The organism is Nonomuraea jabiensis (genome assembly GCF_014204795.1).
GTDB classification, from domain to species: domain Bacteria; phylum Actinomycetota; class Actinomycetes; order Streptosporangiales; family Streptosporangiaceae; genus Nonomuraea; species Nonomuraea jabiensis.
In genome coordinates this window covers 9,947,696-9,969,420 of record NZ_JACHMB010000001.1, presented here as the reverse complement: position 1 = coordinate 9,969,420, position 21,725 = coordinate 9,947,696, and the positions used below count along the sequence as shown (strand labels likewise).

Annotated in this window: 19 protein-coding genes; 6 read left to right on the top strand and 13 right to left on the bottom strand. The window is 73.8% G+C overall.

Translation table 11 applies throughout. The features are described 5' to 3' along the window. The first annotated feature begins 12 nt into the window (after nucleotides 1–12). Nucleotides 13–1,233, top strand: coding sequence for an NAD(P)/FAD-dependent oxidoreductase (locus HD596_RS45630; protein ID WP_185075569.1), 1,221 nt, complete (start codon nucleotides 13–15; stop codon nucleotides 1,231–1,233). A gap of 212 nt (nucleotides 1,234–1,445) precedes the next feature. Continuing rightward, a complete protein-coding gene (locus HD596_RS45625) occupies nucleotides 1,446–2,339 on the top strand; it encodes an ABC transporter permease (RefSeq protein WP_185075568.1) in 894 nt (297 codons plus the stop codon). A gap of 15 nt (nucleotides 2,340–2,354) precedes the next feature. Here HD596_RS45625 and HD596_RS45620 read toward each other — a convergent pair whose 3' ends face one another. Then, nucleotides 2,355–3,350 (bottom strand): TIGR04222 domain-containing membrane protein, encoded by a 996-nt coding sequence (locus tag HD596_RS45620; RefSeq protein ID WP_185075567.1) that lies wholly within the window; start codon nucleotides 3,348–3,350, stop codon nucleotides 2,355–2,357. Between the two features lie 165 nt (nucleotides 3,351–3,515). On the opposite strand from HD596_RS45620, the gene HD596_RS45615 reads away from it, so the two are divergent. After that, nucleotides 3,516–3,986 carry a VOC family protein gene (locus HD596_RS45615; protein WP_185075566.1) on the top strand — a complete coding sequence of 157 codons (471 nt, stop codon included), beginning with the start codon at nucleotides 3,516–3,518 and terminating at the stop codon, nucleotides 3,984–3,986. A gap of 225 nt (nucleotides 3,987–4,211) precedes the next feature. Here the strand turns inward: HD596_RS45615 and HD596_RS45610 are convergent, their stop codons facing one another. After that, nucleotides 4,212–4,796 (bottom strand): Rv1733c family protein, encoded by a 585-nt coding sequence (locus tag HD596_RS45610; RefSeq protein ID WP_185075565.1) that lies wholly within the window; start codon nucleotides 4,794–4,796, stop codon nucleotides 4,212–4,214. 31 nt (nucleotides 4,797–4,827) lie between these two features. Then, on the bottom strand, nucleotides 4,828–5,418 hold the full coding sequence (locus HD596_RS45605) for a helix-turn-helix domain-containing protein (RefSeq protein ID WP_185075564.1): 591 nt from the start codon (nucleotides 5,416–5,418) through the stop codon (nucleotides 4,828–4,830). Nucleotides 5,419–5,513: 95 nt separating this feature from the next. Between HD596_RS45605 and HD596_RS45600 the strand changes: the two genes are divergently transcribed. Then, complete coding sequence (locus tag HD596_RS45600; protein ID WP_185075563.1) at nucleotides 5,514–7,091, top strand: SAM-dependent methyltransferase; 1,578 nt, start codon at nucleotides 5,514–5,516, stop codon at nucleotides 7,089–7,091. On the opposite strand, the gene HD596_RS45595 is transcribed toward HD596_RS45600, so the two are convergent. Beyond that, nucleotides 7,088–7,690 carry a flavin reductase family protein gene (locus HD596_RS45595; protein ID WP_185075562.1) on the bottom strand — a complete coding sequence of 201 codons (603 nt, stop codon included), beginning with the start codon at nucleotides 7,688–7,690 and terminating at the stop codon, nucleotides 7,088–7,090. The two genes, HD596_RS45600 and HD596_RS45595, sit on opposite strands and share 4 nt — an antisense overlap. A gap of 55 nt (nucleotides 7,691–7,745) precedes the next feature. Continuing rightward, on the bottom strand, nucleotides 7,746–8,903 hold the full coding sequence (gene manA, locus HD596_RS45590) for a mannose-6-phosphate isomerase, class I (RefSeq protein ID WP_313046354.1): 1,158 nt from the start codon (nucleotides 8,901–8,903) through the stop codon (nucleotides 7,746–7,748). Nucleotides 8,904–9,040: 137 nt separating this feature from the next. Between manA and HD596_RS64300 the strand changes: the two genes are divergently transcribed. After that, on the top strand, nucleotides 9,041–9,664 hold the full coding sequence (locus HD596_RS64300; RefSeq protein ID WP_185075561.1) for a TetR/AcrR family transcriptional regulator: 624 nt from the start codon (nucleotides 9,041–9,043) through the stop codon (nucleotides 9,662–9,664). Between the two features lie 18 nt (nucleotides 9,665–9,682). Then, complete coding sequence (locus HD596_RS45580; RefSeq protein WP_185075560.1) at nucleotides 9,683–10,579, top strand: ABC transporter ATP-binding protein; 897 nt, start codon at nucleotides 9,683–9,685, stop codon at nucleotides 10,577–10,579. Nucleotides 10,580–10,642: 63 nt separating this feature from the next. Here the strand turns inward: HD596_RS45580 and HD596_RS45575 are convergent, their stop codons facing one another. The 8 genes from HD596_RS45575 to HD596_RS45540 all read right to left on the bottom strand — a co-directional run bounded on the left by HD596_RS45575 (nucleotide 10,643) and on the right by HD596_RS45540 (nucleotide 21,724). Next, complete coding sequence (locus HD596_RS45575) at nucleotides 10,643–11,950, bottom strand: cytochrome P450 family protein (protein WP_185075559.1); 1,308 nt, start codon at nucleotides 11,948–11,950, stop codon at nucleotides 10,643–10,645. Nucleotides 11,951–11,977: 27 nt separating this feature from the next. Then, nucleotides 11,978–13,066: an NAD(P)/FAD-dependent oxidoreductase gene (locus HD596_RS45570; protein ID WP_185075558.1), complete on the bottom strand. Its 1,089-nt coding sequence runs from the start codon at nucleotides 13,064–13,066 to the stop codon at nucleotides 11,978–11,980. Continuing rightward, nucleotides 13,063–14,007, bottom strand: coding sequence for a cucumopine synthase-related protein (locus tag HD596_RS45565; RefSeq protein ID WP_185075557.1), 945 nt, complete (start codon nucleotides 14,005–14,007; stop codon nucleotides 13,063–13,065). Before HD596_RS45565 ends, HD596_RS45570 begins: the two co-directional genes overlap by 4 nt. 99 nt (nucleotides 14,008–14,106) lie before the next feature. Beyond that, a complete protein-coding gene (locus tag HD596_RS45560; protein WP_221519881.1) occupies nucleotides 14,107–15,528 on the bottom strand; it encodes an RICIN domain-containing protein in 1,422 nt (473 codons plus the stop codon). Between the two features lie 4 nt (nucleotides 15,529–15,532). Then, entirely contained in the window at nucleotides 15,533–16,051 is a 519-nt protein-coding gene (locus HD596_RS45555) for a hypothetical protein (protein WP_185075555.1), read from the bottom strand. A gap of 179 nt (nucleotides 16,052–16,230) precedes the next feature. Next, nucleotides 16,231–17,496, bottom strand: a complete 1,266-nt coding sequence (locus tag HD596_RS45550; RefSeq protein WP_185075554.1) for an amidohydrolase — start codon at nucleotides 17,494–17,496, stop codon at nucleotides 16,231–16,233. Beyond that, a complete protein-coding gene (locus HD596_RS45545; RefSeq protein ID WP_185075553.1) occupies nucleotides 17,493–19,577 on the bottom strand; it encodes a hydantoinase B/oxoprolinase family protein in 2,085 nt (694 codons plus the stop codon). The genes HD596_RS45550 and HD596_RS45545 overlap by 4 nt, the downstream gene beginning before the upstream one ends. 2 nt (nucleotides 19,578–19,579) lie before the next feature. After that, nucleotides 19,580–21,724 (bottom strand): hydantoinase/oxoprolinase family protein, encoded by a 2,145-nt coding sequence (locus tag HD596_RS45540; RefSeq protein ID WP_185075552.1) that lies wholly within the window; start codon nucleotides 21,722–21,724, stop codon nucleotides 19,580–19,582. Between the last annotated feature and the right edge of the window lies 1 nt (nucleotide 21,725).

The following is a 21,725-nucleotide window of genomic DNA, read 5'->3' as shown; positions in this document are numbered from 1 at the left end:
AGGAGACTGACGATGCCGGCACCAGCCACGTTCGTGATCGCCGGAGGCGGCCTGGCCGCGGCCAAGGCCGCCGAGGCCCTGCGGGAGGAGGGGTTCGACGGCGCGATCGTCGTGGTCGGCAGGGAACCGCACCTGCCCTACGAGCGGCCCCCGCTGTCGAAGACCTGCCTGCAGGACGGCGGCGAGCGAGAGAAGATCTTCGTGCACGACGCGGGCTGGTACCGCGACCACGCCGTCGACCTGCGCACCGGCGTCACGGTCACCGGCATCGACCGGACCGCTCATCAGGTGACCCTGTCCGACGGCGAGCGGCTCCGGTACGACAAGCTGCTGCTGGCCACCGGGGCAAGCCCGCGCCGCCTGGCCGTCCCCGGGCACGATCGCGGCAACGTGCTGTACCTCCGTACCGTGGACGACTCCGACCGCCTGCGCGCCACGCTGTCCGCCGCCACGAGGATCGCCGTCGTCGGCGCCGGCTGGATCGGCCTGGAGACCGCCGCCGCGGCCCGCGCCGCCGGCGTCGAGGTCACCGTGGTGGAGCAGGAACGGCAGCCGCTGCTCGGCGTCCTCGGCCCCGAGATCGGCGCCGTCTTCGCCGGCCTGCACCGTGACCACGGCGTCGACCTGCGGCTCGCCGCCCGCCTGGCCGCGGTCACCGAGGCCGGCGTAGAGCTGGCCGACGGCACCCGCATCGACGCGGACGCCGTGGTGGCCGGCATCGGCGCCGTCCCGGAGACCGGTCTGGCCGCCGCCGCGGGCCTGACGGTCGGCAACGGCGTCACGACCACAGCCGACCTGCGCACCAGCGATCCCGACATCTTCGCCGCCGGCGACGTCGCCAACGCCTACCACCCCCGCCTGGGCGCGCACATCCGGGTCGAGCACTGGGCCAACGCGCTCAACCAGCCCGCCGTGGCCGCCCGCGCCATGCTCGGCCGCGAGGCCGCCTACGACGAGCTGCCCTACTTCTACACCGACCAGTACGACCTGGGCATGGAGTACGTCGGCCACGTCCCGCCCGGCCTCGCCCACGACGTCGTCATCCGCGGCGACCTGGCCAAACGGGAGTTCCTGGCCTTCTGGCTCCGGGACGACACGGTGATCGCGGCGATGAACGTCAACATCTGGGACCAGACCGACGAGCTCAAGGCACTCGTCCGAGCCGCCGCCCCGCTCGACCGCGCCGCACTCGCCGACCCCGCGACCCCGCTGCGCCGGCTCATCCGTCCCTGAGCCACCGCCGCGTTGCGGGCGGGTCCGGATGAGATGGTGCGTCCCTGCATCGCCCGATTAGGGCACCGTCCCGGCGACGCCGCACGGAAACGGCTACCGCCCGCTAGCTGCGATGACGCCGGTTGATCCGTTAGCCTCGGCATCTGGAAGGCGCGCGCACCGCCGCGCGCCGCCAGGACCGGGGCCGGGGACCGCAACGCAGCGAGGTGCTCATGAGCCAACTGGACAACGCCCCGCCGGAGAGCGGGTCACTGGCCGAGCTCGCCAGGCGACACGGGCTGCGCCCCGCCATCGCGCGCCCGAGACTGCCCGTCTACACGCGCCAGCTGTGGGAGCGGCGGCACTTCATCCTGACGTACGCGACCTCGCGCAACGTCTCCAAATACTCGGGGTCCGCGCTGGGCCAGCTGTGGCAGGTGCTCACCCCGCTGCTGAACGCGGCCATCTACTACGTGATGTTCGGCCTCATCCTCGGCGGCAGCAAGAACATCGACAACTACCCGGCGTTCCTGCTGACCGGGATGTTCGTGTTCACGTACACGCAGCGGACCGTCACCGCGGGCGCCAAGTCGATCTCCGGCAACCTGTCGCTGATCCGCGCCCTGCACTTCCCCCGGGCGTCGCTGCCGCTGGCGTACACGATCCAGGAGCTGCAGCAGCTCACCATCTCCATGGGGGTGCTGCTGGTGATCGTGACGGTGACGGGGGAGTACCCCACGTGGTTCTGGCTGATGGTGCCGATCGTGCTGGCGCTGCAGACGTCGTTCAACATCGGGGCGGGGCTGGTGCTGGCCAGGCTGGGGTCCACGCTGCGGGACCTCAGCCAGCTGCTGCCGTTCATCATGCGGACGTGGCTGTACGCGTCCGGGGTGTTCTTCGCCATCCATGACAAGGTCGTCAACAGCGCGCGCCTGCCGGAGTGGGTGGCGACGGTGATGTACCTGAACCCGGCGGCCTCCTACATCGAGTGGATGCGCGACATCCTGATCGGCAGCCACGTCCCGCCGCGGACGGTGTGGGTGTCGTGCGTGTTCTGGGCGGTGTTCGCGTTGATCTTCGGGTTCTGGTACTTCTGGCGGGCCGAGGACCGCTACGGGCGGGGCTGACCGGGAACGGCGGTGTCACGGGTCTCCGCCACCGCCTCCGCCGCACCCGCCGCCCCCGCTGTCGGACCCGCCGCCGCCTCCGCCGTCGTGGCCGTGGGACCCGCCGCCCCCGTCGAACAGGCCGCCGAAGTCGAAGAACCCGCCCCCGTCGCCCCCGTACGAGGCGTCCCCGTAGGAGTAAGCCGGGCCGCCGTACGACCCGCAGTGGCCGGGCGCGCAGCACGCCGCCCGCAGCCCGCCGAGGTTCCTGGCCCGCGTGTCGCGGGCCAGCGAGTCGGCCAGCCGCCGGTCCGGCAGCTCGGTGAGCCCCCGCAACGCCACCACCCCGACCTCGTCCGAGACCTTCCACGACCCGTCCGCCAGGTCGCGGGCCTCGGCCTGCCGCAGGGCGGCCCGCCCGGCCCTGGTCACCGGGTTCGCCATGGAGCGCCGCAGCAGGAAGAAGCAGAGCCCGCCGGCGACGGCGGCCGTCCCGGCGATCACGATGGTGGCCAGCGGGGCGCGCAGGAGCAGGCTCACCACGGCCACGACCGCCGCCAGCCCGGCGAGGACGGCCAGCCAGCTCGTACGCCGCCGCGACCGCGTCCGCACGGCCGGCGACATCAGGAACCCGTGCCGCCACAACGGCGTGGCCAGCCGCCGCATCGCGTGATCGCGGACCGTCTGGTGCCGCAGCTCGGCCGTCGTGTGCGGCCCCCCGCCGGAGCGCACGTGCCGGAAGAGCGCCCGCTCGACCGGCACCGACTTGGTCACGCGGAACCCCTTCACCGGCGTGACCAGCCCCTCGCTCGACACCCGCACCCCGCCCTGCGAGACCAGCGACACCAGGGCCGCGTTGATGACCCGCCGCGGCCCGCCCGCCAGGAACGCGGCCTCGTAGACGCTCAGGCGGCGGCCCTCGCGCGCCGCAGCGACGGAACGGGCGCGGAACAACGCGAATTGCGTCCGGATCGCGATGAGGACGACCAGCGCGAGCAGCACGATGGCAGCCGTGTGTAAAGCCCCGTCCATACAGCCTCCCCAGAGGCGGCCCCTTTTGCATGAAGGACTCTTCCGGAGACGGGAGGGTTCCCGGAAACACTTAGAGGTTTCTCGAACCATGCGAGCGGGATGAACCGGCGGGGCAGGTGGGTTGCACGAGGCAGTTGAAGCCCGCATTCCCGCTGAGGAGATCGCATGAGCGCACCCATCGACGACCGCCCCGTACGGCAGCTCCGGCTGGTGGTGGAGGCCGAGGACTACGAGGCCGCGCTGGCCTTCTACCGTGACGTGCTGGGCCTTCCCGAGCAGGCCGCGTTCTCCGGCGGCGACGGCGCGCGGGTGGCGATCCTGGACGCCGGGCGGGCCACGCTGGAGATCGCGAACCCGGCGCAGAAGAAGATGATCGACGAGGTCGAGGTGGGGCGCCAGGTGGCGCCGAAGCTGCGGGTGGCGTTCGAGGTGGACGACGCGCGGGGCACCACCGAGCGGCTGGTCGCGGCGGGCGCGACGGAGGTGGCGCCGCCCACGGTCACGCCCTGGGAGTCGCTGAACGCCCGGCTGGACGCGCCCGCGGGCCTGCACATCACGGTCTTCCAGGAGCTGCGCGACCTGGAGGAGCGCCAGGAGCTCGACGGCTTCGGCACCGAGCGGCTCCCGGACGCCTGAGTGCGTCAGCGGGGCGCCCGCACCGGCCGCGGCGGCTCCAGCTCCGCCTGGCCGGGCAGGGCGCCCCGCGCCCGCACCCCGTTCATCCGGGTGACGCGTCCCATCCCCTCCACCTTAGACGCCCGGAGATCACCGCGATTCGCCGCAATACCGCCCTTGACCTGGGCGGGCCCTTGACTCGGGCCCTGACCGGGCATGCGATTTCGGTATAGGACGGCCCGGCGCCTACGACGAGCGCCGGCGCCGCCACCGCGCGTCGGCCAGCGACCAGGCGGCCTCCCACTCGCGGTAACGTCCCCGGTCCAGCAGCAGCCGGAAGCCCGCGAACCCCAGCCCCCCGACCACCGCCGCCACCAGCACCAGCAGCAGCGCCGTCGCCACGGCCGTGACCCGCAGGTCGCCGGGGCTCGGCGGCGCGCCGACGCGCCGGCCGCCGGGATCGACCCAGATCCGCACCTCCGTGCCCGCCCGGGCCAGGGGCGGCGCCATCACCCGGCCGGTCCGCTCCAGGCCGGACGGCGTCGTCCAGCGTGCCGGGGCCGGCTCGCCGCGGGGCGCCTCCCCGAACGACAGGCGCGTGACCGGCGCGTCCGCCAGCAGCGTCGCCACCACCTCCCGGCGCCCGTCGCCGAGCGCCGGCAGCGCGTGCTCGTACGACTGCCGCCCCGCCGCCGCCGCGGGCCACACGCTGAGCAGGACGAGGACCACCGTCACGAGCAGCGCGGCGCTCTCCAGGCGGTCGGAGCGCCGCCGCAGCGGATTGCCGTCCGGCCGGTGCCGCCGCACCCACCGCATCACCGACTCGGTCACGTGCATCATCATGCACCAGACCACCGGGTGTTCACCGGGCGGCCGGGCGGGCGCGGACGTGCATGCGCTCCCCCTGGGGGCCGAACAGGGCGAGGATCTCGGTCGGCTCCGGGCCGGGGTTGGCGAACGCGTGCGGCGTCCGCGTGTCGAACTCCGCCACCTCCCCCTGCGTGAGGATCACGTCGTGCTCCCCGAGGAGCAGCCGCACCCGCCCCGACAGCACGTACAGCCACTCGTAGCCCTCGTGGACCTTCTGGTCCGGCGGCCCCGGCTCGTAGCCCGGCCAGTGCGGCGGGAGGATCTGCTTGTACGCCTGCACGCCGCCGGGCCGGCGGCTCAGCGGGATGAACGTCGTGCCGTGGCGTTTGAAGGGGCGCAGATGCACGCGCGGGTCACCGGTCACCGGCGCGTCGATCAGCTCGTCGAGCTGGACCTGGTGCGCCCGGGCCAGCAGCAGGAGCAGCTCCAGGGTCGGTTTGCGCTGCCCCGACTCCAGCCGGGACAGGGTGCTGACGGAGATGCCGGTGCTCGCGGACAGCTGCGCCAGCGTCTCGCCACGCTCCTGGCGCACCGACCGCAGCCGCGGCCCCACGGACTGGAGTACGTCGTCGAGGTCGTCCATGCGACCCACTTTGCCATTTCGGCAAGGAAATTTGTCAAATCAGCCGCCGGGCGCGGACAGTGTCGGACATCGGAATCATCGTGAGAAGAGGCGAGATGGACGCGAAATACGACGTCGTGGTGGTCGGCGGCGGGGCCGCGGGACTGAGCGGGGCGCTCACGCTGGGCCGGGCGCGGCGGAAGGTGCTGGTCGTCGACGCCGGCCGGCCGCGCAACGCGCCCGCCGAGGGCGTGCACACGTACCTGGGGCGCGAGGGCCTTGCGCCGCTGGAGCTGCTGGCCGCGGGGCGGGAGGAGGTGATCGGGTACGGCGGGGAGATCGTGACCGGCACCGTCACCACCGCCGAGCGGCTCGACGGCGGCGGCTTCCGGGTCGTGCTGGCGGGCGGGGACACGGGCGGCGCGACCGTCGAGGCGGACCGGCTGCTGGTCACCACCGGCCTGACCGACGAGCTGCCGGACGTGCCAGGCCTGGCCGAGCGGTGGGGCAAGGACGTGCTGCACTGCCCGTACTGCCACGGCTGGGAGGTGCGCGACCAGGCGATCGCGGTCCTGGGCACGGGGCCGCTCTCCGTTCACCAGGCGCTGCTGTGGCGGCAGTGGAGCGCCGAGGTGACCTTCTTCCCGCACACCGCGCCCCAGCTCGGTCTCGACGAGCGGCGCCAGCTCGCCGCCCGGGGCGTCACCGTGGTCGAGGGCAAGGTGGTGGGCCTGGAGGTGACGGACGGCAGGCTGTCCGGGGTGCGGCTCGCCGACGGGCGCGTGGTCGCCTGCCAGGCTCTGGCGACGGCCGGCCGGCTCACCGCCCAGGTGGGGCCGTTCGCGGCGCTGGGGCTGGAGACGGAGGAGATGGAGATGTCCGGGCACGTGATCGGCACCCGCGTGCCCGCCGACCCGGCGGGCGCCACCAGCGTGCCCGGGGTGTGGGTGGCCGGGAACGTGACCACCCTGAACGAGCAGGTCATCGGCGCCGCGGCGGCGGGCGTGCGGGCGGCGGCGGCGATCAACGCCGACCTGGTCGCCGAGGAGACCCGCCGCGCCGTCGCCGCCATGGACGTCGCCCCGGAGGAGTACTGGGACTCCCGCTACTCCGAGAAGACCCGGATCTGGAGCGGGAACCCCAACGTGACGCTGGTCCGCGAGGTGTCGGACCTCGAACCCGGCACGGCGCTGGATCTCGGCTCCGGTGAGGGGGGTGACGCGATCTGGCTCGCGGGCAGGGGGTGGCGGGTCACCGCGGCCGACGTCTCCGGCGTGGCCCTCGAACGCGCCGCCGCGCACGCCGAGGAGGCGGGGGTCGCCGACCGCATCGACTGGCAGCGGCACGACCTGGGCGTGTCCTTCCCCGAAGGCGTCTTCGACCTCGTCTCCGCCTGTTTCCTGCACTCGTTCGTGGAGCTGCCGCGCGAGGAGATCCTGCGCGCCGCTGCGGCGGCGGTCGCCCCCGGCGGGGTGCTGCTGGTCGTCGGGCACGCGGGATGGCCGTCCTGGGAGCACGCCGCGCACGCCGAGGTGCACTTCCCCACGCCGCAGGAGGTCCTGGAGGCGCTGCGGCTGCCGGAGGGGGAGTGGGAGGTGCAGGTCTGCGAGGAGTACGAGCGCGCCCAGGACGACCCGGACGGCCGGCCCGGCACCCGCGTGGACAGCGTGCTCAAGGTCCGCAGGCTGCCCTAGCGGGGCGTCTGGCTGCGGTAGGAGTGGCCGAGTTCGGGGCCGAGGCCGAAGTAGTGGCGGAAGTTGTAGATGAGCGGGCTCCACGTGCCCGGGTCCACGTGCTGGGTGCCGGGCACCACGATGCGCGGGTCCGCGTGCACCCTGCTCACGACGGCCTCCGCGATCACGAACGACCCCGAGACGTCGTGGCCCACCCGCTCCGCCCGCGCCTCGAACTGGAGCGGGCACTCGGCCACGCGCGGCGGCCGTACGGTCTCGGAGGGCTCGGGCCGCAGCCCCGCCGCGGCGAACTTGCCGGGCTCGTACCGGCAGCCCGCGTGCTTGGTGGCCGGCACCGGGTGCCGCCCGGTGAGGGGCGCCAGCCGTTCGACCGCCTCCCACTGGTGGGGGGCGGGCAGGTTGACGACCACCTCTGGGCGGCTCATGAGGTTGCGGGCGCTCTGCCCCTCGGCGCCCAGCCCCAGCACGATCACCTGGCCCAGCGCCCAGGCCGAGGACATCGGGGCGAGGTTGAACGTCCCGTCCGGGTTCTCCGTGGAGAGCAGGACGACGGGGGTCCCGAAGTACAGGATGCTCGGCTCGATGGTCACAGTGTTCATGCGGGCGAGCCTAGGAACGGGACGTTCAACGCCGGACCGAAACGTCGTAGCGAATCTACAATGTAAAGGCGCCCGGCGCGGCGCGGTACGCCGTCCCCTTCCCGGCAAGCGGCACCGGCGCGGCAGCCGCGGGGATGAACGCCGACTCGCCCGGCCGCAGCGTCAGGTCGCCCAGGCGGGCCTCCCCGTCGATGCAGACGACGATCTGGGGGGCGCCCCCGGGCAGCGTGTGGGGGCTGTCGAGGTCGTAGCGCGTGAGGGCGAACTCGGGGGCCGGCGGCCGGTAGTGGTGCTCGCCGGGCGCGTCCTGCTCAGGCTGCACCAGGTGAGGGGCGGAGGGCGTGAAGTCGACGACGCGCATGAGCTCGGGCACGTCGATGTGCTTGGTGGTGAGCCCGCAGCGCAGCACGTTGTCCGAGTTGGCCATGATCTCGACGCCGATGCCGCCGAGGTAGGCGTGGGGGACGCCGGCGCCGAGGTAGAGGGCCTGGCCGGGGGCCAGGTTGACGTGGTGCAGCAGCAGCGCGGCGGTGACGCCCGGGTCGCCGGGGCAGGCGCGGGCGAGGTCGCCGTAGACGGCCAGGCCGGGGTCGTCCGACTCGCGCAGGGCCCGCTCGACCTGGGCGCGCAGCGGCTCGTGGGCGTCGTCGAGCATCTGGGCGAACACGGTCCGCAGGTCGCCCGCCCGGAGCAGGCCGATCCAGGGGGCCAGGTCCGGCACGGCGAGGCGGTCGAGGAGGGCGGCGGTCGCGGCGGGGTCGCGGAAGCCGCACAGGCCGTGGAAGGGGGTGATCGCGCAGACCATCTCGGGCTTGTGCGAGGCGTCCTTGTACGTGCGGGCGGGATCGTCGATGGGGACGCCGCGGGCGTCCTCGTCGGCGAACCCTGCCTGGGCCTGCTCGGTGGTGGGGTGGACCTGGAGGGAGAGGGGCCGTTCGATGGCCAGGACCTTGAGCAGGTAGGGGAGGGCGGGGCCGAAGCGGGCGGCGGCGGGCTCGCCGAGGGTGCCGGCGGGGTCGCCGGCGATGAGCTCGTTGAGCGGGGTGCCGCCGACGGTGGAGGGGTCGCCGGGGTGGGCGCCCATCCAGAGCTCGGCCTGGGGCCGGCCGGTCGGTTCGGTGCCGAAGAGCTGCGGCAGGGCCGTCACCGAGCCCCAGTCGTAGGGGCGGATGGCGGTGGCCAGGCGCATGGGCGCCGGGTCGGGCTGTGGCACGGCGTTGTCTCCAATCGTCGTGCATGGAGCGTAGAACGATCCGGGCCGTCGTGCGTAGCCGGGGGTCGCGTTGCGGGGCCGCTATACACCGGTATAGTCTGCTTTTCGGGTGAACAGCGAGCTATACAGGGGAATGGATGACGACCGTACCGGATCCGGAGGATCTCACGGCGCGTGCGCGGATCAGGGACGCGGCGATGCGGCACATCGGCGAGCACGGTTTCGAGCGGGCGACGATCCGCGGCATCGCGGAGACCGCCGGCGTGTCCCTGGGCCTGGTACGCCATCATTTCGGCTCGAAGCAGGCGCTGCGCGAGGCGTGCGACGAGCACCTGATGAAGATGATCCGCAGGCTGAACCGGCAGGCCGCGGACGACCCGTACGGCGCCGGGCTCAACCCGGCCGCCGTCATGGGCCCGTACCAGCCCTATCTGGCGCGGGCGCTGACGGAGGGGTGGGCGGCGCCGCTGTTCGACGAGATGGTCGACCTCGGCGAGGGGTGGATCGTCGAGGCCGACAAGAGCCGCCCCGATCCGCCCGACGTGGACGCCCGCTCCCGCTCGACGATGATCGCGGCGATGGCGCTGTCGGCCACGGTGCTGCGCCAGCACGTCGAACGCGGTCTGGGAGTGGACCTGACCAGCCCGGAGGGGCAGGTCAAGCTGATGCGGGTGTTGGTGGACCTCTACTCGCACCCGCTGCTCAGCCTGGAGGAGGCCGCGGAGGCCAGGAAGGCCCTCGATCGGGGCGCGACCGCGTGAATCTGGAGGAGCACCGCCATGAGTGACGCCATCGTGGTGAAGGGGCTGGTGAAGTCGTTCGGGACGGCCAGGGCGCTGGACGGGCTCGACCTGAGTGTGCGCGCCGGGGAGGTGCACGGTTTCCTGGGGCCGAACGGCGCGGGGAAGAGTACGACGATCCGGATTCTGCTGGGCCTGGTGCGCGCCGACGGGGGCACCGCCCGGCTGCTGGGCGGTGACCCGTGGTCGCAGGCGGCCGAGCTGCACCGGCGCCTGGCGTACGTGCCGGGCGACGTGACGCTGTGGCCGCACCTGTCGGGCGGCGAGGTGATCGACCTGCTGGGCCGCCTGCGCGGCGGGCTGAACGCGCGGCGCAAGGCGGACCTGCTGGAGCGGTTCGACCTGGATCCGCGCAAGAAGGCGCGGACGTACTCGAAGGGCAACCGGCAGAAGGTGGCCCTGGTGGCCGCGCTGGCCTCCGAGGGGGAGCTGCTGATCCTGGACGAGCCCACCTCCGGCCTGGACCCGCTGATGGAGGAGGTGTTCCGGGAGTGCGTCAGGCAGGAGCGGGAGCGGCGTACGGTGCTGCTGTCGAGCCACGTCCTGGCCGAGGTGGAGGCGCTGTGCGACCGGGTGACGATCATCCGGGACGGCCGCACGGTCGAGACGGGCACGCTGGCGGAGCTGCGGCACCTGACCCGCACGTCGATCGAGGCCGAGCTGGCGCAGCCGCCGGACGGGCTGGCCGAGCTGCCCGGGGTGCACGAGCTGCGGGCCGGTGACGGGCGGGTGCGGTTCAGCGTGGACGGCGCGGCGCTGGACCCGGCGCTGCGCCGGCTCGCGGAGGCGGGCGTGCGCAGCCTGGTGAGCCGGCCGCCGACGCTGGAGGAGCTGTTCCTGCGCCACTACGACCGGCACGCGGAGAGCGTGGGCTGACGGACCGGCACGCGGAGAGCGTGGGCTGACCCCGGACGGGCAGGCCCGCCCGTCCGGGGAGCTTCAGCGGGCGCGCGGGCCGAGCAGGACGGGCATGCTGCGGGTGCTGTTGCCCAGCAGCGTGTCCAGCGGGGCCAGGTCCTCGGGCCGCGCGGCGGGCGCGATCTCGGGGAACGCCTCGAACAGCGCCTTCAGCGCGATCTCGGCCTCGATCCTGGCCAGCGGCGCGCCGAGGCAGAAGTGCGGCCCGTGCCCGAAGGCCAGGTGGGCGTTGGGCGGGTTGGTGATGTCGAAGCGGTCGGCGTTCTCGCCGAACTGGCCGGGGTCGCGCCCGGAGGCGGCGAAGCAGGCCAGCACGGGCTCGCCGGCGCGCAGGCGCACGCCGTCGATCTCGATGTCCTGTACGGCGTACCGCATGGGGAAGTAGGCGATCGGCGAGTCCCAGCGCAGCGTCTCCTCGACCGCCGCGCTGTAGTCGCACTGGCCGGTGCGCAGCAGTTCGAGCTGGTCAGGCCGGTTGAGCAGGGCGCCGATGGCGTTGGTGATGAGGTTGACGGTCGTCACGTGCCCGGCGATGAACAGCAGCTCGATGGTGGCGAACAGCTCGTCGCTGGAGAGCCGGTCGCCGTCCTTCTCGCGCAGCCTGAACAGGTCGGTGATGAGGTCCTCGCCGGGCGTGTCCCGGCGCTCCTCGATGATCCGGTCGAGCAGTTCGTGCAGGGCCCGGCGCACGTCGGGCGAGTCGTCGAGGGTGTCGGACACCTGGGCCACGGCGTCGGAGAGCTCGTGCAGCGCGTCCTGGTGCTCGGCCGGGATGCCGATCAGCTCGGAGATGACCTCGCGCGGCAGCGGGTAGGCGAACTCCTTGCGCAGGTCCACCGGCTCGTCGGGCGGCAGCTCGGCGAGGGCGTCGACGAGCCTGTCGGTGAGCGCCTCGATCTTGGGGCGCAGCTGCTGGAGCCGGCGCGCGGTGAACGCGCCGGCCACGGGGGTGCGCAGCCGCCGGTGGTCGTCGCCTTCGGCGTTGAGCATCGAGGTGTCGGTGACGATGCGGTCGATGGCGGTGCCGGCCGGGCAGGTGTCGCGGGTGGCCCAGTGGCGGATGTCCCTGGACAGCTTCGGATGGGTCAGGACCGTCAGCAGCGTGGCGTAACGGGTGGCGGCCCAGGCGGGTACGCCCTCGGCCGTCACGGGCACGAGCGGGCCGGCCGCACGCAGCCGGTCGTTGTCGGCGTGCAGGCTCGGGGTGGCCGGGTCGAGGACGAACCGGGCATGCGGGCACCCTCGGCCGGCGTCCGGGTCGTACCCGTCGGCGGCTTGTTGTTCCCGAGCGTCGAGAGTGTCCTGGTCGAGGCGGCTTTCTTGGCTCATGGATCTTCCCGTCCGTCTGTCGTTGGGTCATCCCGCGCGGCGCGGGCTCAAGGCCAGCGCGGTCACGTCGAAGCCGGGGTCCTGGTCGAGGTACAGGTCGCGGACCAGCTCCCCGGCGGCGGGCGCGTTGCACAGGCCGTGCCCGGAGAAGCCGGTCGCGTACAGGAAGGCCGGCGGTCCGGGATGGTGGCCGATGAAGGCGGTCTTGTCGGGGCTGGCGTCGCGCAGTCCGGTGACGGCGGTGTGCAGTGCGAGCCCGGCCAGGCTCGGGTACGTGGCGGCGAGGCGTTCGGCGACCTGCCGCCGCCACGCCTCCCGGTCGGGCCCCGGGTAGCCCATGCCGATGAGCAGCCGGTCGCCGCGCAGCCGTACCAGCAGGCCGGTGGCGGCATGCAGGGTGACCGGGATGTCCGGCGTGTCCGGCGGGAGCGGGTCGGTGGTGAGCAGCTCCTGCTCGATGGGCTCGGTGAGCGGCAGGTCCACGCCGGCCTCGCGGACGAGCGAGGCCGACCAGGCGCCGGCGGCGCAGATGATGGCGTCGGCGCTGACGTCTCCGGCGGCGGTCCGCACGAGCCCGGCCCGCGTGTCGATGGCGGTGACCGGGCAGCCGGTACGCAGCGTCGCGCCCGCCTGCTCGGCCGCCCGCGCGTAGGCGGTGACGATGGCCGTGGTGTCGGAGATGTAGGCCTGCGGCGAGTAGGCGGCGGCCACCAGCGGGAAGTCCCCGATGAGCGGGTTGCGCTCCCGGGCCTCCCGCGCGCTGATCAGGTTCACGTCGACGCCGGCGGCGTGCTGGGCGGGCAGGTCGGCCTCGAACGCGGTCACCTGGTCGGCCTCGGTGAACAGCACCAGGTAACCGACCTGCCGCAGCGGCAGGTCGATCCCCGGCCTGGTCGGGAAGGCGTGGTAGGCCTCGAGGCTGCGCACGGCCAGCGCCGAGCTGACCGGGTTGCCGGCGAAGTAGGAGCGGACCACGTCGGCGGTGGCGCGCGAGGCGCCGGAGCCGAGCGTGTCCCGCTCCAGCAGCGTGGTGTCGACGCCGGCCTCGGCCAGGTGGAACGCGATCGACAGGCCGATCACGCCGCCGCCGACGACCACTACCCGCGGGCTGCTCATGCGGGCGTCTCCTCGCGGCGCAGGTGCTCGCCCGCCTCCCATGGGAACAGGTGCAGGTTCCAGCCGCCGAGGCAGTTGCAGTAGAGGGCCATGTGGGCCATGACGGAGACGAAGTCCTCGTGGTCGTCGAGGCGGTCGAGCCCGTCCAGCAGGCGCTGGGTGAAGCCCCACAGGGTGTCGAGGCCGCAGTAGCCGAGGAACTCGGCGGGCGTGTGCGCGAGCTGGCGGGTCATCTGGCGCAGCCACGGCATCGGCATGCCGTCGAGGGCGGCGCGGACGAGGCCGCCGTAGCAGCTGTAGCCGAGCGGCCGGGTCTCGCCGTTGACGAACAGCAGCGTGGTCAGGACCGTCTCGTAGCTGCCGGCGCCGGACGGGATGCGGCCCGCGTGCAGGTCGAGCAGCTCGCGGGGCGGGTCCAGCCAGATGCGCTCGGTCTCGGCGTGCACGTCCTTGACCAGCTCGTTGAGCTGCGGGTCGCCGATGGGCAGGCGCGGGAGCTGGTGGCCGCTGGGCTGGCCCTGGCGGCGTACTTCGGCGATGACGGGCTTCTTGGTGGTGTAGACGGAGTGCCAGACGTCGCGGCCGGCCTGGATCAGGGCGTCGAGGTCCTCCGGGACGACCTGGCCGATCGGGGTGGCGGTCATGGGCTCGGTGAGCTCGCCGTACTTGATGCCGAGATGCTGTAGTCGCGAGCAGAACAGGGTGCCGTCGGGCACGGTGCGCCGGTCCACCTTGTATTCCGCTGGTGTGTGCAGCAGCGAATGGACCGGTGCGACGTGGTAGAGGTGATATCCGGCGACCAGGGCGTGCCCCTGCAGGCTGCGGTAGGGGAGGGCGTCCCAGAGGCACTGGGCCAGGGCGCGGTTGCGCTGGTCGAGTTCGGCGGTCACGGTGATGCCGAGGCTGGGCCAGGTGATTTCCACACGCTTCGATTCGTTCACAATACGTCACTCTAACGTCACGATTTGTGCCGAAAGAGGCGGGGTCGTGCTATTGACCAGTGCTTGACGTGCTCTTCTGTGGCTTGGGTTTCCAATGGGTCACAGCGGGGTGCGGGTGAACTGCTGGTTCTGGCCGCCGTTGCAGGGATACTGCTTGAACTGCACGTCGTCGGCCTGCGAGGAGCTGGGCAGGTCGGCGCACTTGCCCGAGTGCCTGGCCACCAGGCGCGCGTAGCCGCCGCCCGCGTCCTGCAGCGTCCACTGCTGGTTGGCGCCGGTGCCGCACGAGTACTGCTGGAGCGCCGCCCCGTCGGCGGTGGAGGCGCCGTTGACGTCCAGGCACTTGCCGGAATTGCGGGCCACGACCTGCACGTAGCCGCCGCTGATCGACTGGACGCGCCACTGCTGGTTCGTGCCGCCGCCGCAGGCGTACTGGATGACCGCGGCCGCGTTGGCGGTGGAGGCGCCGCGCACGTCGGCGCACTTGCCGGAGTGGCGCACCGCCAGCCGGTCGTAGCCGGTGCCCGTGGTGGCGATCGTGCCGGCGGCCGCGTCGATGGTGAGCTGGCGCGCGTAGGACAGGCTCATGGACGTGTTGCTGGGGAACTGCACCGGCAGCCACACGTACCGGGAGTCGTTGACGGGCCCGCCCCACGCGCCGGCCCACCGGTCGCCCAGGTACAGGTACGACGTGCCGGACGTGCCCTGCACCGGCAGCACGAAAGCCGGCTGGGAGCCGAACGTCTGCGCGTCGCCGGCGTTCTGCCAGGCGCTCCACGTGCCGGTGATGCTGGTGGCGGTGGCGTACTGGGCCTGGTTGGGCTGCCAGCCGGTCGCGCCCGAGGTCAGCATGAAGTAGACGCCGTCGCGCTTGAACATCGCCGGCGCCTCCCGGTGGTCGCCGGCCCACACGCGCGCCAGCGCGGCCACGTCGGTGTAGTCGGCGCTGAGCCGGTAGACGTGCAGGTCGTAGTTCTCGTTGGCGGCCGAGATCATGTAGCCGGTGCCGTCGGTGTCGACGAACGCGGTGATGTCGCGCGACATGTGGCCGAGCGGCCGGAAGCTGCGCAGGTAGGTGTAGGCGCCGTCCACCGTGGTCGAGACCGCCACGGCGGCCCGCGCCTCGCCGTAGTCCTGGCCGTTCTCCTTGTGCATCCACATGACGAACCGGCCGGTCGCGGCGTTGTAGACGACCTTGGGCCGCTCGATGTTGGCGACCTGCAGCTCGGCGGAGCTGGACTGGGTGAGCACGTGGTTGCGGAACTCCCAGGTGCGCAGGTCGGCCGAGCGGTAGGCGGAGACGTAGCGGAAGGTGCCGTCGGCGTTGCGGTTCTCCCCGAACCAGTAGTAGTACGAACCGACCTTGATCACTCCGCCGCCGTGGGCGTGCAGCAGGTTGCCCGAGGTGTCGGTGAACTGGGCGCCGACCGGCACGGTCACGGGTGCGGCCGCGGCCGGGGCGACGGGTGTCAGCGCGAGCGCCAGGCAGAGCCCGGCCAGCAGGGTCAGGAGCCGGGACACGGCGTCAATTGGTGCAGTTCGCCGAGACGGTGACGTCATAGATGTACCAGACGCTGCCGGGCGCGGACCACACGAGGGCCGACGTGGTCGTCCAGTTCGCGCAGTTGACGCCGGCCGCGAGCACCGCCGCCCGGGCCGCCTGGGCGCCGTTCTGGATGGCGGCGTCGGCGGTGGCGCCGCTGCCCTGGCGGGTCTCCGAGCGCGGCACCGGGTACGACGGCGGCGGAGGCTGCGGAACGCAGGTGCCCGACGCGGTCGCGTTGAAGACGTAGGCCGAGCCGTCGGGCGCGGTGTAGACGTGGGAGGAGGTGACCGACACGCTCGGGCAGACCTCGCCCGCCTGGGCGGCCTGCCGGTTCAGCTCCGCGCGGGCGTTGGCCTCGGCGTTCGCCTGACCGGCCGACCAGCTGGGTCCCCAGCCGGACGAGCTCGCGGTGCGGAACGTGTCCGCGTGCGCGGGAGCGGAGACCAGGGTGACCGCGGCGGCGAGCGCCAGCGCCGGGAGGAGGTGGCGAGGTGCCATCGGGGGCCCTTTCACGTGGGGGGGCGCGCCAGGAATGCCGCTCCGGCACCGGTCGGGGCACCCGTCCACGAGGTGTACGGCCGGCGCCGAACAGGCACCGTCACCCTAGATCGGGCCGGACGCGGGCACCAGCCAGGCGCCCGCCCGGCGACGTCCGCCCAGGTCAGCACGTGAAACTTTCACCGCTGCACGCCCGGCAGCCAGGCCAGGGCGGCGGTGACCAGGGCCTCGACCCCCGTGGGCAGCGTGGGCAGGAGCTGGGGCGCGAAGAAGGGCGAGTGGTTGCCCGGCACGTCCTCGCGCAGCCGGCCCTCCCGCTCGGCGCGGGCGTACAGGTCGGGGTCGGCGCCGCCGAGCCCCCAGAAGACCGACGGCGCGCCCGCCTCGGCGCCGAACAGGCCGAAGTCCTCGCTGCCCATCAGCGGCGCCATGGCCGGCACCCGCTCGGAGCCGAACCGGCCGGCGAACGCCTCGCGCACCCGGGCCGTGGCGTCGCCGTCGTTGACGGTCAGCGGGAAGGCGTTGAGCGTGCGGATCTCCGGCGGGCGGGGCGCGCCGGACGCGGCCGCCTCGGCGTTGACCACCCGCTCGACGGCCGCCAGCAAGGTGCGGCGCACCTCGGGCGAGAACGAGCGCAGGTTGACCGTGATGGACGCCTCGTCGGGGATGACGTTCTCCTTGTGGCCCGCATGGATCTGGGCCACCGTCAGCACCGCCCGCTCGAACGGGGAGACCTCGCGCGAGACGACCGTCTGCAGGCGCATGACGGTCGAGGCGGCCAGGACGACCGGGTCGACGGTCCGCTCCGGCTGGGAGCCGTGCCCGCCCCGGCCGTACAGCCGGATCTCCATGCTGTCGGCCGCGGCCAGGATCTCGCCGGGGCTGATGAGCAGCGTCCCGGCCGGGTTGGGGAAGACGTGCTGGCCGAGCACGACGTCGGGGGTGCCGATCCGGTCGAACAGCCCGTCGTCCAGCATGGCCCGCGCCCCGGCCGCGATCTCCTCCGCCGGCTGGAACAGCGCCACGAGCGTGCCCCGCCACCGGTCCCGGCCGGCCGCCAGCAGCTGCGCCGCGCCGCTCAGGCACGTCACGTGCATGTCGTGGCCGCAGGCGTGCATGAGCGGCACCCCGTCGGGCGTGGTGGCGGTGCTCGCGTACGGCAGGCCCGTGGCCTCCAGCACCGGCAGCGCGTCCATGTCGGCCCTTAACGCCACCGTGGGGCCGTCGCCGTTGCGCAGCACGCCCGCCACGCCCGTGCCGCCGAGGCCCGTGACGACCTCGAACCCGGCCGCCCGCAACCGCCCGGCGGCGATGCCCGCCGTGCGCTTCTCCTCGAAGGCGGGCTCGGGGTGCCGGTGCAGGTCCCGATAGAGCTCGGCGAGCTCGCCGAGCGCCGGGCCCGAGAGCCCGGCCATGATCGCGTCGATGGCGTCCTGATCGCTCATGCCGGCATCCGTTCCAGTTCGGTGATCTCTTGGATGAGGGTACGGCGGGCCGCGTCGCGCTGCTCGGGGGTAGGGGGCGTCCTGGGGAAGCCGGCCGGCAACCCGGCCAGGACCGCGGTGTAGAGGGCCGTCCTGCGCGGGGTGCGGGCCGGGCGGGGGAGCCGGAACAGGGCGGCCACCAGGCGGTCCACGGTGGCGGTGTCGAACACCGACTCCCACGCCCGCCGCTCCGGCCCGCCGTCGGCCGTGACCGCGTCCCGCCCTGCCGGCCCGCCGTCGGCCGTGACCGCGTCCCGCCCTGCCGGTCCGCGGTCACCGCCGACGGCGCCGAGCCGGTCCGGGCGGTGCTCGCGGCGGGCGTCCGCCGTGGCGTGGGTGTCCACGGCCAGGCCGCCGTCCCGTTCCGCCAGCACCACCCCGTACGCGCGCGCCGCCGCCTCCCGGGAGACCACGCCCCGCTCCACGTCCCGCAGGACCGCCTCCGGATCCCTGGTGTACGGGTCGCCGTAGCCGCCCGCGCCCGAGGTCAGCAGCGTGACGACGTCACCGGGCTCCAGCGGCAGCACATCGATCTTGAAGTGCCTGCGCTCCCGGGCCGTGCCCGGATTGACGATCAGCTCGGTGGCCGCGCCCGGACCGCCGCCGCGCACGCCCCACGGGCGGAAGCACATCCGCTCCAGCCCCCGGGCCAGCAGCTTCGAGCCCTCCCCGCGCACCCGGAACGTCAGCTCCAGCCCGCACCCGCCGCGCCAGCGCCCGGCGCCTCCCGAGTCGGTACGCAGCCCGTACCTGAGGATCTCGACCCCGATCTCCGTCTCGACGGTCTCCACCGGGTTGTTGGACAGGTTGGAGATGCCGCTGTCGCGGCCGTCCACCCCGTCGGCGCCGTCGCGGGCCCCCGTACCGCCCACCATCGGCTCCAGGACCTGCACGTTCTGGCCGGCGCCGCGCTGCTCGGCGACCACCACGGGCACCACGAGCCCGCTGGAGGCCGCCGGCAGCACGTGCGGGGCGGCCAGCCCGAGCGCGCCGCCGATGGCGTCGTTGACGCGGTTGGCCGAGGCGTGCCGCACCCCCACGGCGGCCGGGTGCACGGGGTTGACCAGCGAGCCCTCGGGCGTGGTGACGGTGATCGGCGCGATGAGGCCCGCGTTGAGCGCGATGCCGGGGTCGAGGGTGCAGATGAGCGCGAGCACCCTGGTGGTGATCCAGGCGTGCGGCCGGCCCAGGGTCGCGATGTTGAACGCCGCGGCCACCTGCGGATCCGTACCGGTGAAGTCAAGGTGCAGGTCGCCCCCTCGCAGCGTCGCGGTGACCGACAGGCGGACCGGGAGGCTGGAGACGGCGTCGTCGTCGAGGTAGTCGACGAAGCGGTGGGTGCCGTCGCCGAGCCCGGCCAGGGCGGCGCGGGCCTTGCCCGCGGTGTACTCGACCAGGTCGCGCTGCGCGTCGAGCACGGTGGCCAGGCCGTGCTGGGCGACGACGCCGGCCAGCCGCTCCCGGCCGGTGCGAAGGGCCGCGCGCATGGCCCTGATGTCGCCCAGGTTCGCCTCGGGGGTGCGGCTGTTGGCCGTGATCAGCGCCTCCACGTCGCGGCTGGGCTCCCCGGCGCGCACCAGCTTGACCGGCGGGATCTGCAGGCCCTCCTGGAAGATCTCGTCGTTGACCGGCGACAGGCTGCTCGGCACCCGGCCGCCGATGTCGGAGCAGTGGATGAACGCCCAGCCGTACCCGATCAGCTCGCCCTCGTGGAAATACGGCTCGATGAGCTGGATGTCCGTCAGGTGGGTGGCCAGGCCGCCGGAGCGGTACGGGTCGTTGGTGATGATCACGTCGCCGGGCTCCAGCGGGCCGGCCGCCTGCACGGCGGTGAGCACGTTCAGGCCGACGAAGCCGGAGACGCCGATGCCGCGCGGGTAGGCGACGAAGCCGCCGTCCAGGCCCGCGAAGGCGCAGCAGAAGTCGGCGGTCTCCTTGACGTACAGGGAGCGGCTGGTGCGCTGCAGGGTGAGGCACATCTCCTCGGTCATGGCGCTGAGCCGGTTGCCGACGATCTCCATGGTGACGGGGTCGAGCCGCACGTTCAGGCCTTCCGACGGGGGTGGTGGGCGCCGTCCGTCCGGCGCAGGTGCAGGTTGCCGGCCTCGTCCACGTCCGCCGACCAGCCGGGCGGCACGACCACGGTGGTGTCGTCCTGCTCGACGATCGCCGGGCCGTCGAACGCGTCCCCCACGCCCAGGGACTCGCGCGCATGGACGTGGGCGTCGTGCCAGGCGCCGGCCAGCAGGACCCGCCTGCGGGCCGTGGGGTGGGGCGCGCCCGTGCCCGGGGGGACGGCGGCGGGCGGCAGGCCGGCCACCGGGCCGACCACGCCGAGCCTGGCGGTGCCGAGCTCGATGGTCGCGCTCTGGTCGCGGAAGCCGTACAGGCGCTCGTGCTCGGCGTGGAACGCCTCGGAGACCGCCTCGGCGTCCAGGCGCTCCGGGTCGAGGTCGACGCGGAGCTCGTACGCCTGGCCGGAGTAACGCATGTCGGCCGCGAACGACAGCCGGCCCCGCAGCCTGGCCTCGCCGTTCTGCTCGGCCAGCCACTCCTGGGCCCGGGCGGACAGCTCGGCGAGCACGCCCGCCAGGCGGGTGGCGCTCGCGGCGTCCAGGGGGCGGCGCAGGCTGCGGGCGAAGTCGCGGCGCAGGTCGGCGCCGGCCGCGCCCAGCGCGCAGAACGTGGCGGCGGTCGGCGGGACCACGATGTGCCCGATCCCGACCTCCTCGGCGAGCAGGGCGGCGTGCGTCGGGCCCGCGCCGCCGAACGGCACGAGCGCGAACCGCCGCGGGTCGAGCCCGCGCTGCGCCATGATCTTCTGCAGCTCGGTCGCCATCCCCGCCGTCGCCACCCGCAACGCCGACGCCGCCACCCGGTACGCGGCCACCTCGCCACCCGGCCCGTCCGGTCCGGCCACGTCGCCGCCGGCGGGCTCCCCGCGCTCGCCTCCGGAGGCGAGGTGGGGGGCCAGGCCCGACAGGGCCTTGAGCGAGGCGCCGGCGTCGAGGGGCATCCGGCCGCCGAGGAACGTGCGCGGGTCGATCAGCCCGGTCGCGAGGTAGCAGTCCGTCACGGTCGGCCGGTCGCCGCCCCGGCCGTACGCCGCCGGGCCGGGGTCGGCGCCCGCGCTGCCCGGCCCGACCTTGAGCACGCCCTGCCCGTCCACCCGGATCACCGACCCGCCCCCGGCCCCGATCGCGTGCACGGCCACGACCGGCACGATGAGGGGCAGCCCGCCCACCGTGGTGTGGGTGGCCAGCTCGGGCGAGCCGTCCACGGACACGGCGATGTCGCTGCTGGTCCCGCCCATGTCGAACGTGACGATGGCCCCCGCGCCCAGCCGGGCGGCCGCGGCCACACCGGCGGCCGGCCCCGACAGCACGGTCTCGACGGGCCGTTCCGCGGCCGAGCGCAGGCTCATCGAGCCGCCGTTGGACGCGCTGATGAAGATCGGCGCCGACACCCCGAGCCCGCGCACCCGGCCCTCCAGGCGGGCGAAGTAGTCGCGCATGAGCGGCTGGATGTAGGCGTTCATGCAGGCCACCAGGGCACGCTCGTACTCGCGGACCTCGGGCCACACGGTCGCCGAGGCCGTCACCGGCAACGAGGGCAGCCGCTCGCGCAGGCCCGCCGCGACGCCCTCCTCGAAGGCCGGGTCGGTGTAGCCGTGCAGGATCACGACCGCCGCCGCGTCGGCCCCGGTGGCCCGCAGCCGCGCGGCGACGCGGTCCAGCTCGGCGGCGTCCGGCTCGGCCACGGGCTCGCCGCGCGGGCCCAGCCGGGCGGCGATCTCGACGATGAGGTTGCGGGGGACGAGGGGCTCCTCCTTGCCCGCGTACAGGTCGAAGGAGGACGGCATGCGGCTGCGGCCGATCTCCAGGATGTCGCGGTAGCCCTCGGTCACCACCAGGGCGATGCGCGCGCCGCGCCGCTGGATGACGGCGTTCAGGCCGATCGTGGTGCCGTGGACGAGGCCCGTGACCTCCTCCGGCCGCAGCTCCGCGCGGGCGAGAAGGGCCGCCAGCCCGTCCGCGACCGCCAGGGACGGGTCAGCGGGCGTGCTCGGCTCCTTGTGGTGCACCACGAGGCCGCGGTCCGGTACGGAGGCCACGAGGTCGGTGAACGTGCCCCCGACGTCGATGCCGATCCGCGCGCCGGCCGCGGCCGCCCTACCCGTGCTTGTCACT

Coding starts and splice junctions, on each gene's coding strand:
- HD596_RS45630 (WP_185075569.1), top strand. CDS start 13: ATGCCGGCACCAGCCACGTTCGTGATCGCCGGAGGCGGCCTGGCCGCG.
- HD596_RS45625 (WP_185075568.1), top strand. CDS start 1,446: ATGAGCCAACTGGACAACGCCCCGCCGGAGAGCGGGTCACTGGCCGAG.
- HD596_RS45620 (WP_185075567.1), bottom strand. CDS start 3,350: ATGGACGGGGCTTTACACACGGCTGCCATCGTGCTGCTCGCGCTGGTC.
- HD596_RS45615 (WP_185075566.1), top strand. CDS start 3,516: ATGAGCGCACCCATCGACGACCGCCCCGTACGGCAGCTCCGGCTGGTG.
- HD596_RS45605 (WP_185075564.1), bottom strand. CDS start 5,418: ATGGACGACCTCGACGACGTACTCCAGTCCGTGGGGCCGCGGCTGCGG.
- HD596_RS45600 (WP_185075563.1), top strand. CDS start 5,514: ATGGACGCGAAATACGACGTCGTGGTGGTCGGCGGCGGGGCCGCGGGA.
- HD596_RS45595 (WP_185075562.1), bottom strand. CDS start 7,690: ATGAACACTGTGACCATCGAGCCGAGCATCCTGTACTTCGGGACCCCC.
- HD596_RS64300 (WP_185075561.1), top strand. CDS start 9,041: ATGACGACCGTACCGGATCCGGAGGATCTCACGGCGCGTGCGCGGATC.
- HD596_RS45580 (WP_185075560.1), top strand. CDS start 9,683: ATGAGTGACGCCATCGTGGTGAAGGGGCTGGTGAAGTCGTTCGGGACG.
- HD596_RS45575 (WP_185075559.1), bottom strand. CDS start 11,950: ATGAGCCAAGAAAGCCGCCTCGACCAGGACACTCTCGACGCTCGGGAA.
- HD596_RS45570 (WP_185075558.1), bottom strand. CDS start 13,066: ATGAGCAGCCCGCGGGTAGTGGTCGTCGGCGGCGGCGTGATCGGCCTG.
- HD596_RS45555 (WP_185075555.1), bottom strand. CDS start 16,051: ATGGCACCTCGCCACCTCCTCCCGGCGCTGGCGCTCGCCGCCGCGGTC.
- HD596_RS45550 (WP_185075554.1), bottom strand. CDS start 17,496: ATGAGCGATCAGGACGCCATCGACGCGATCATGGCCGGGCTCTCGGGC.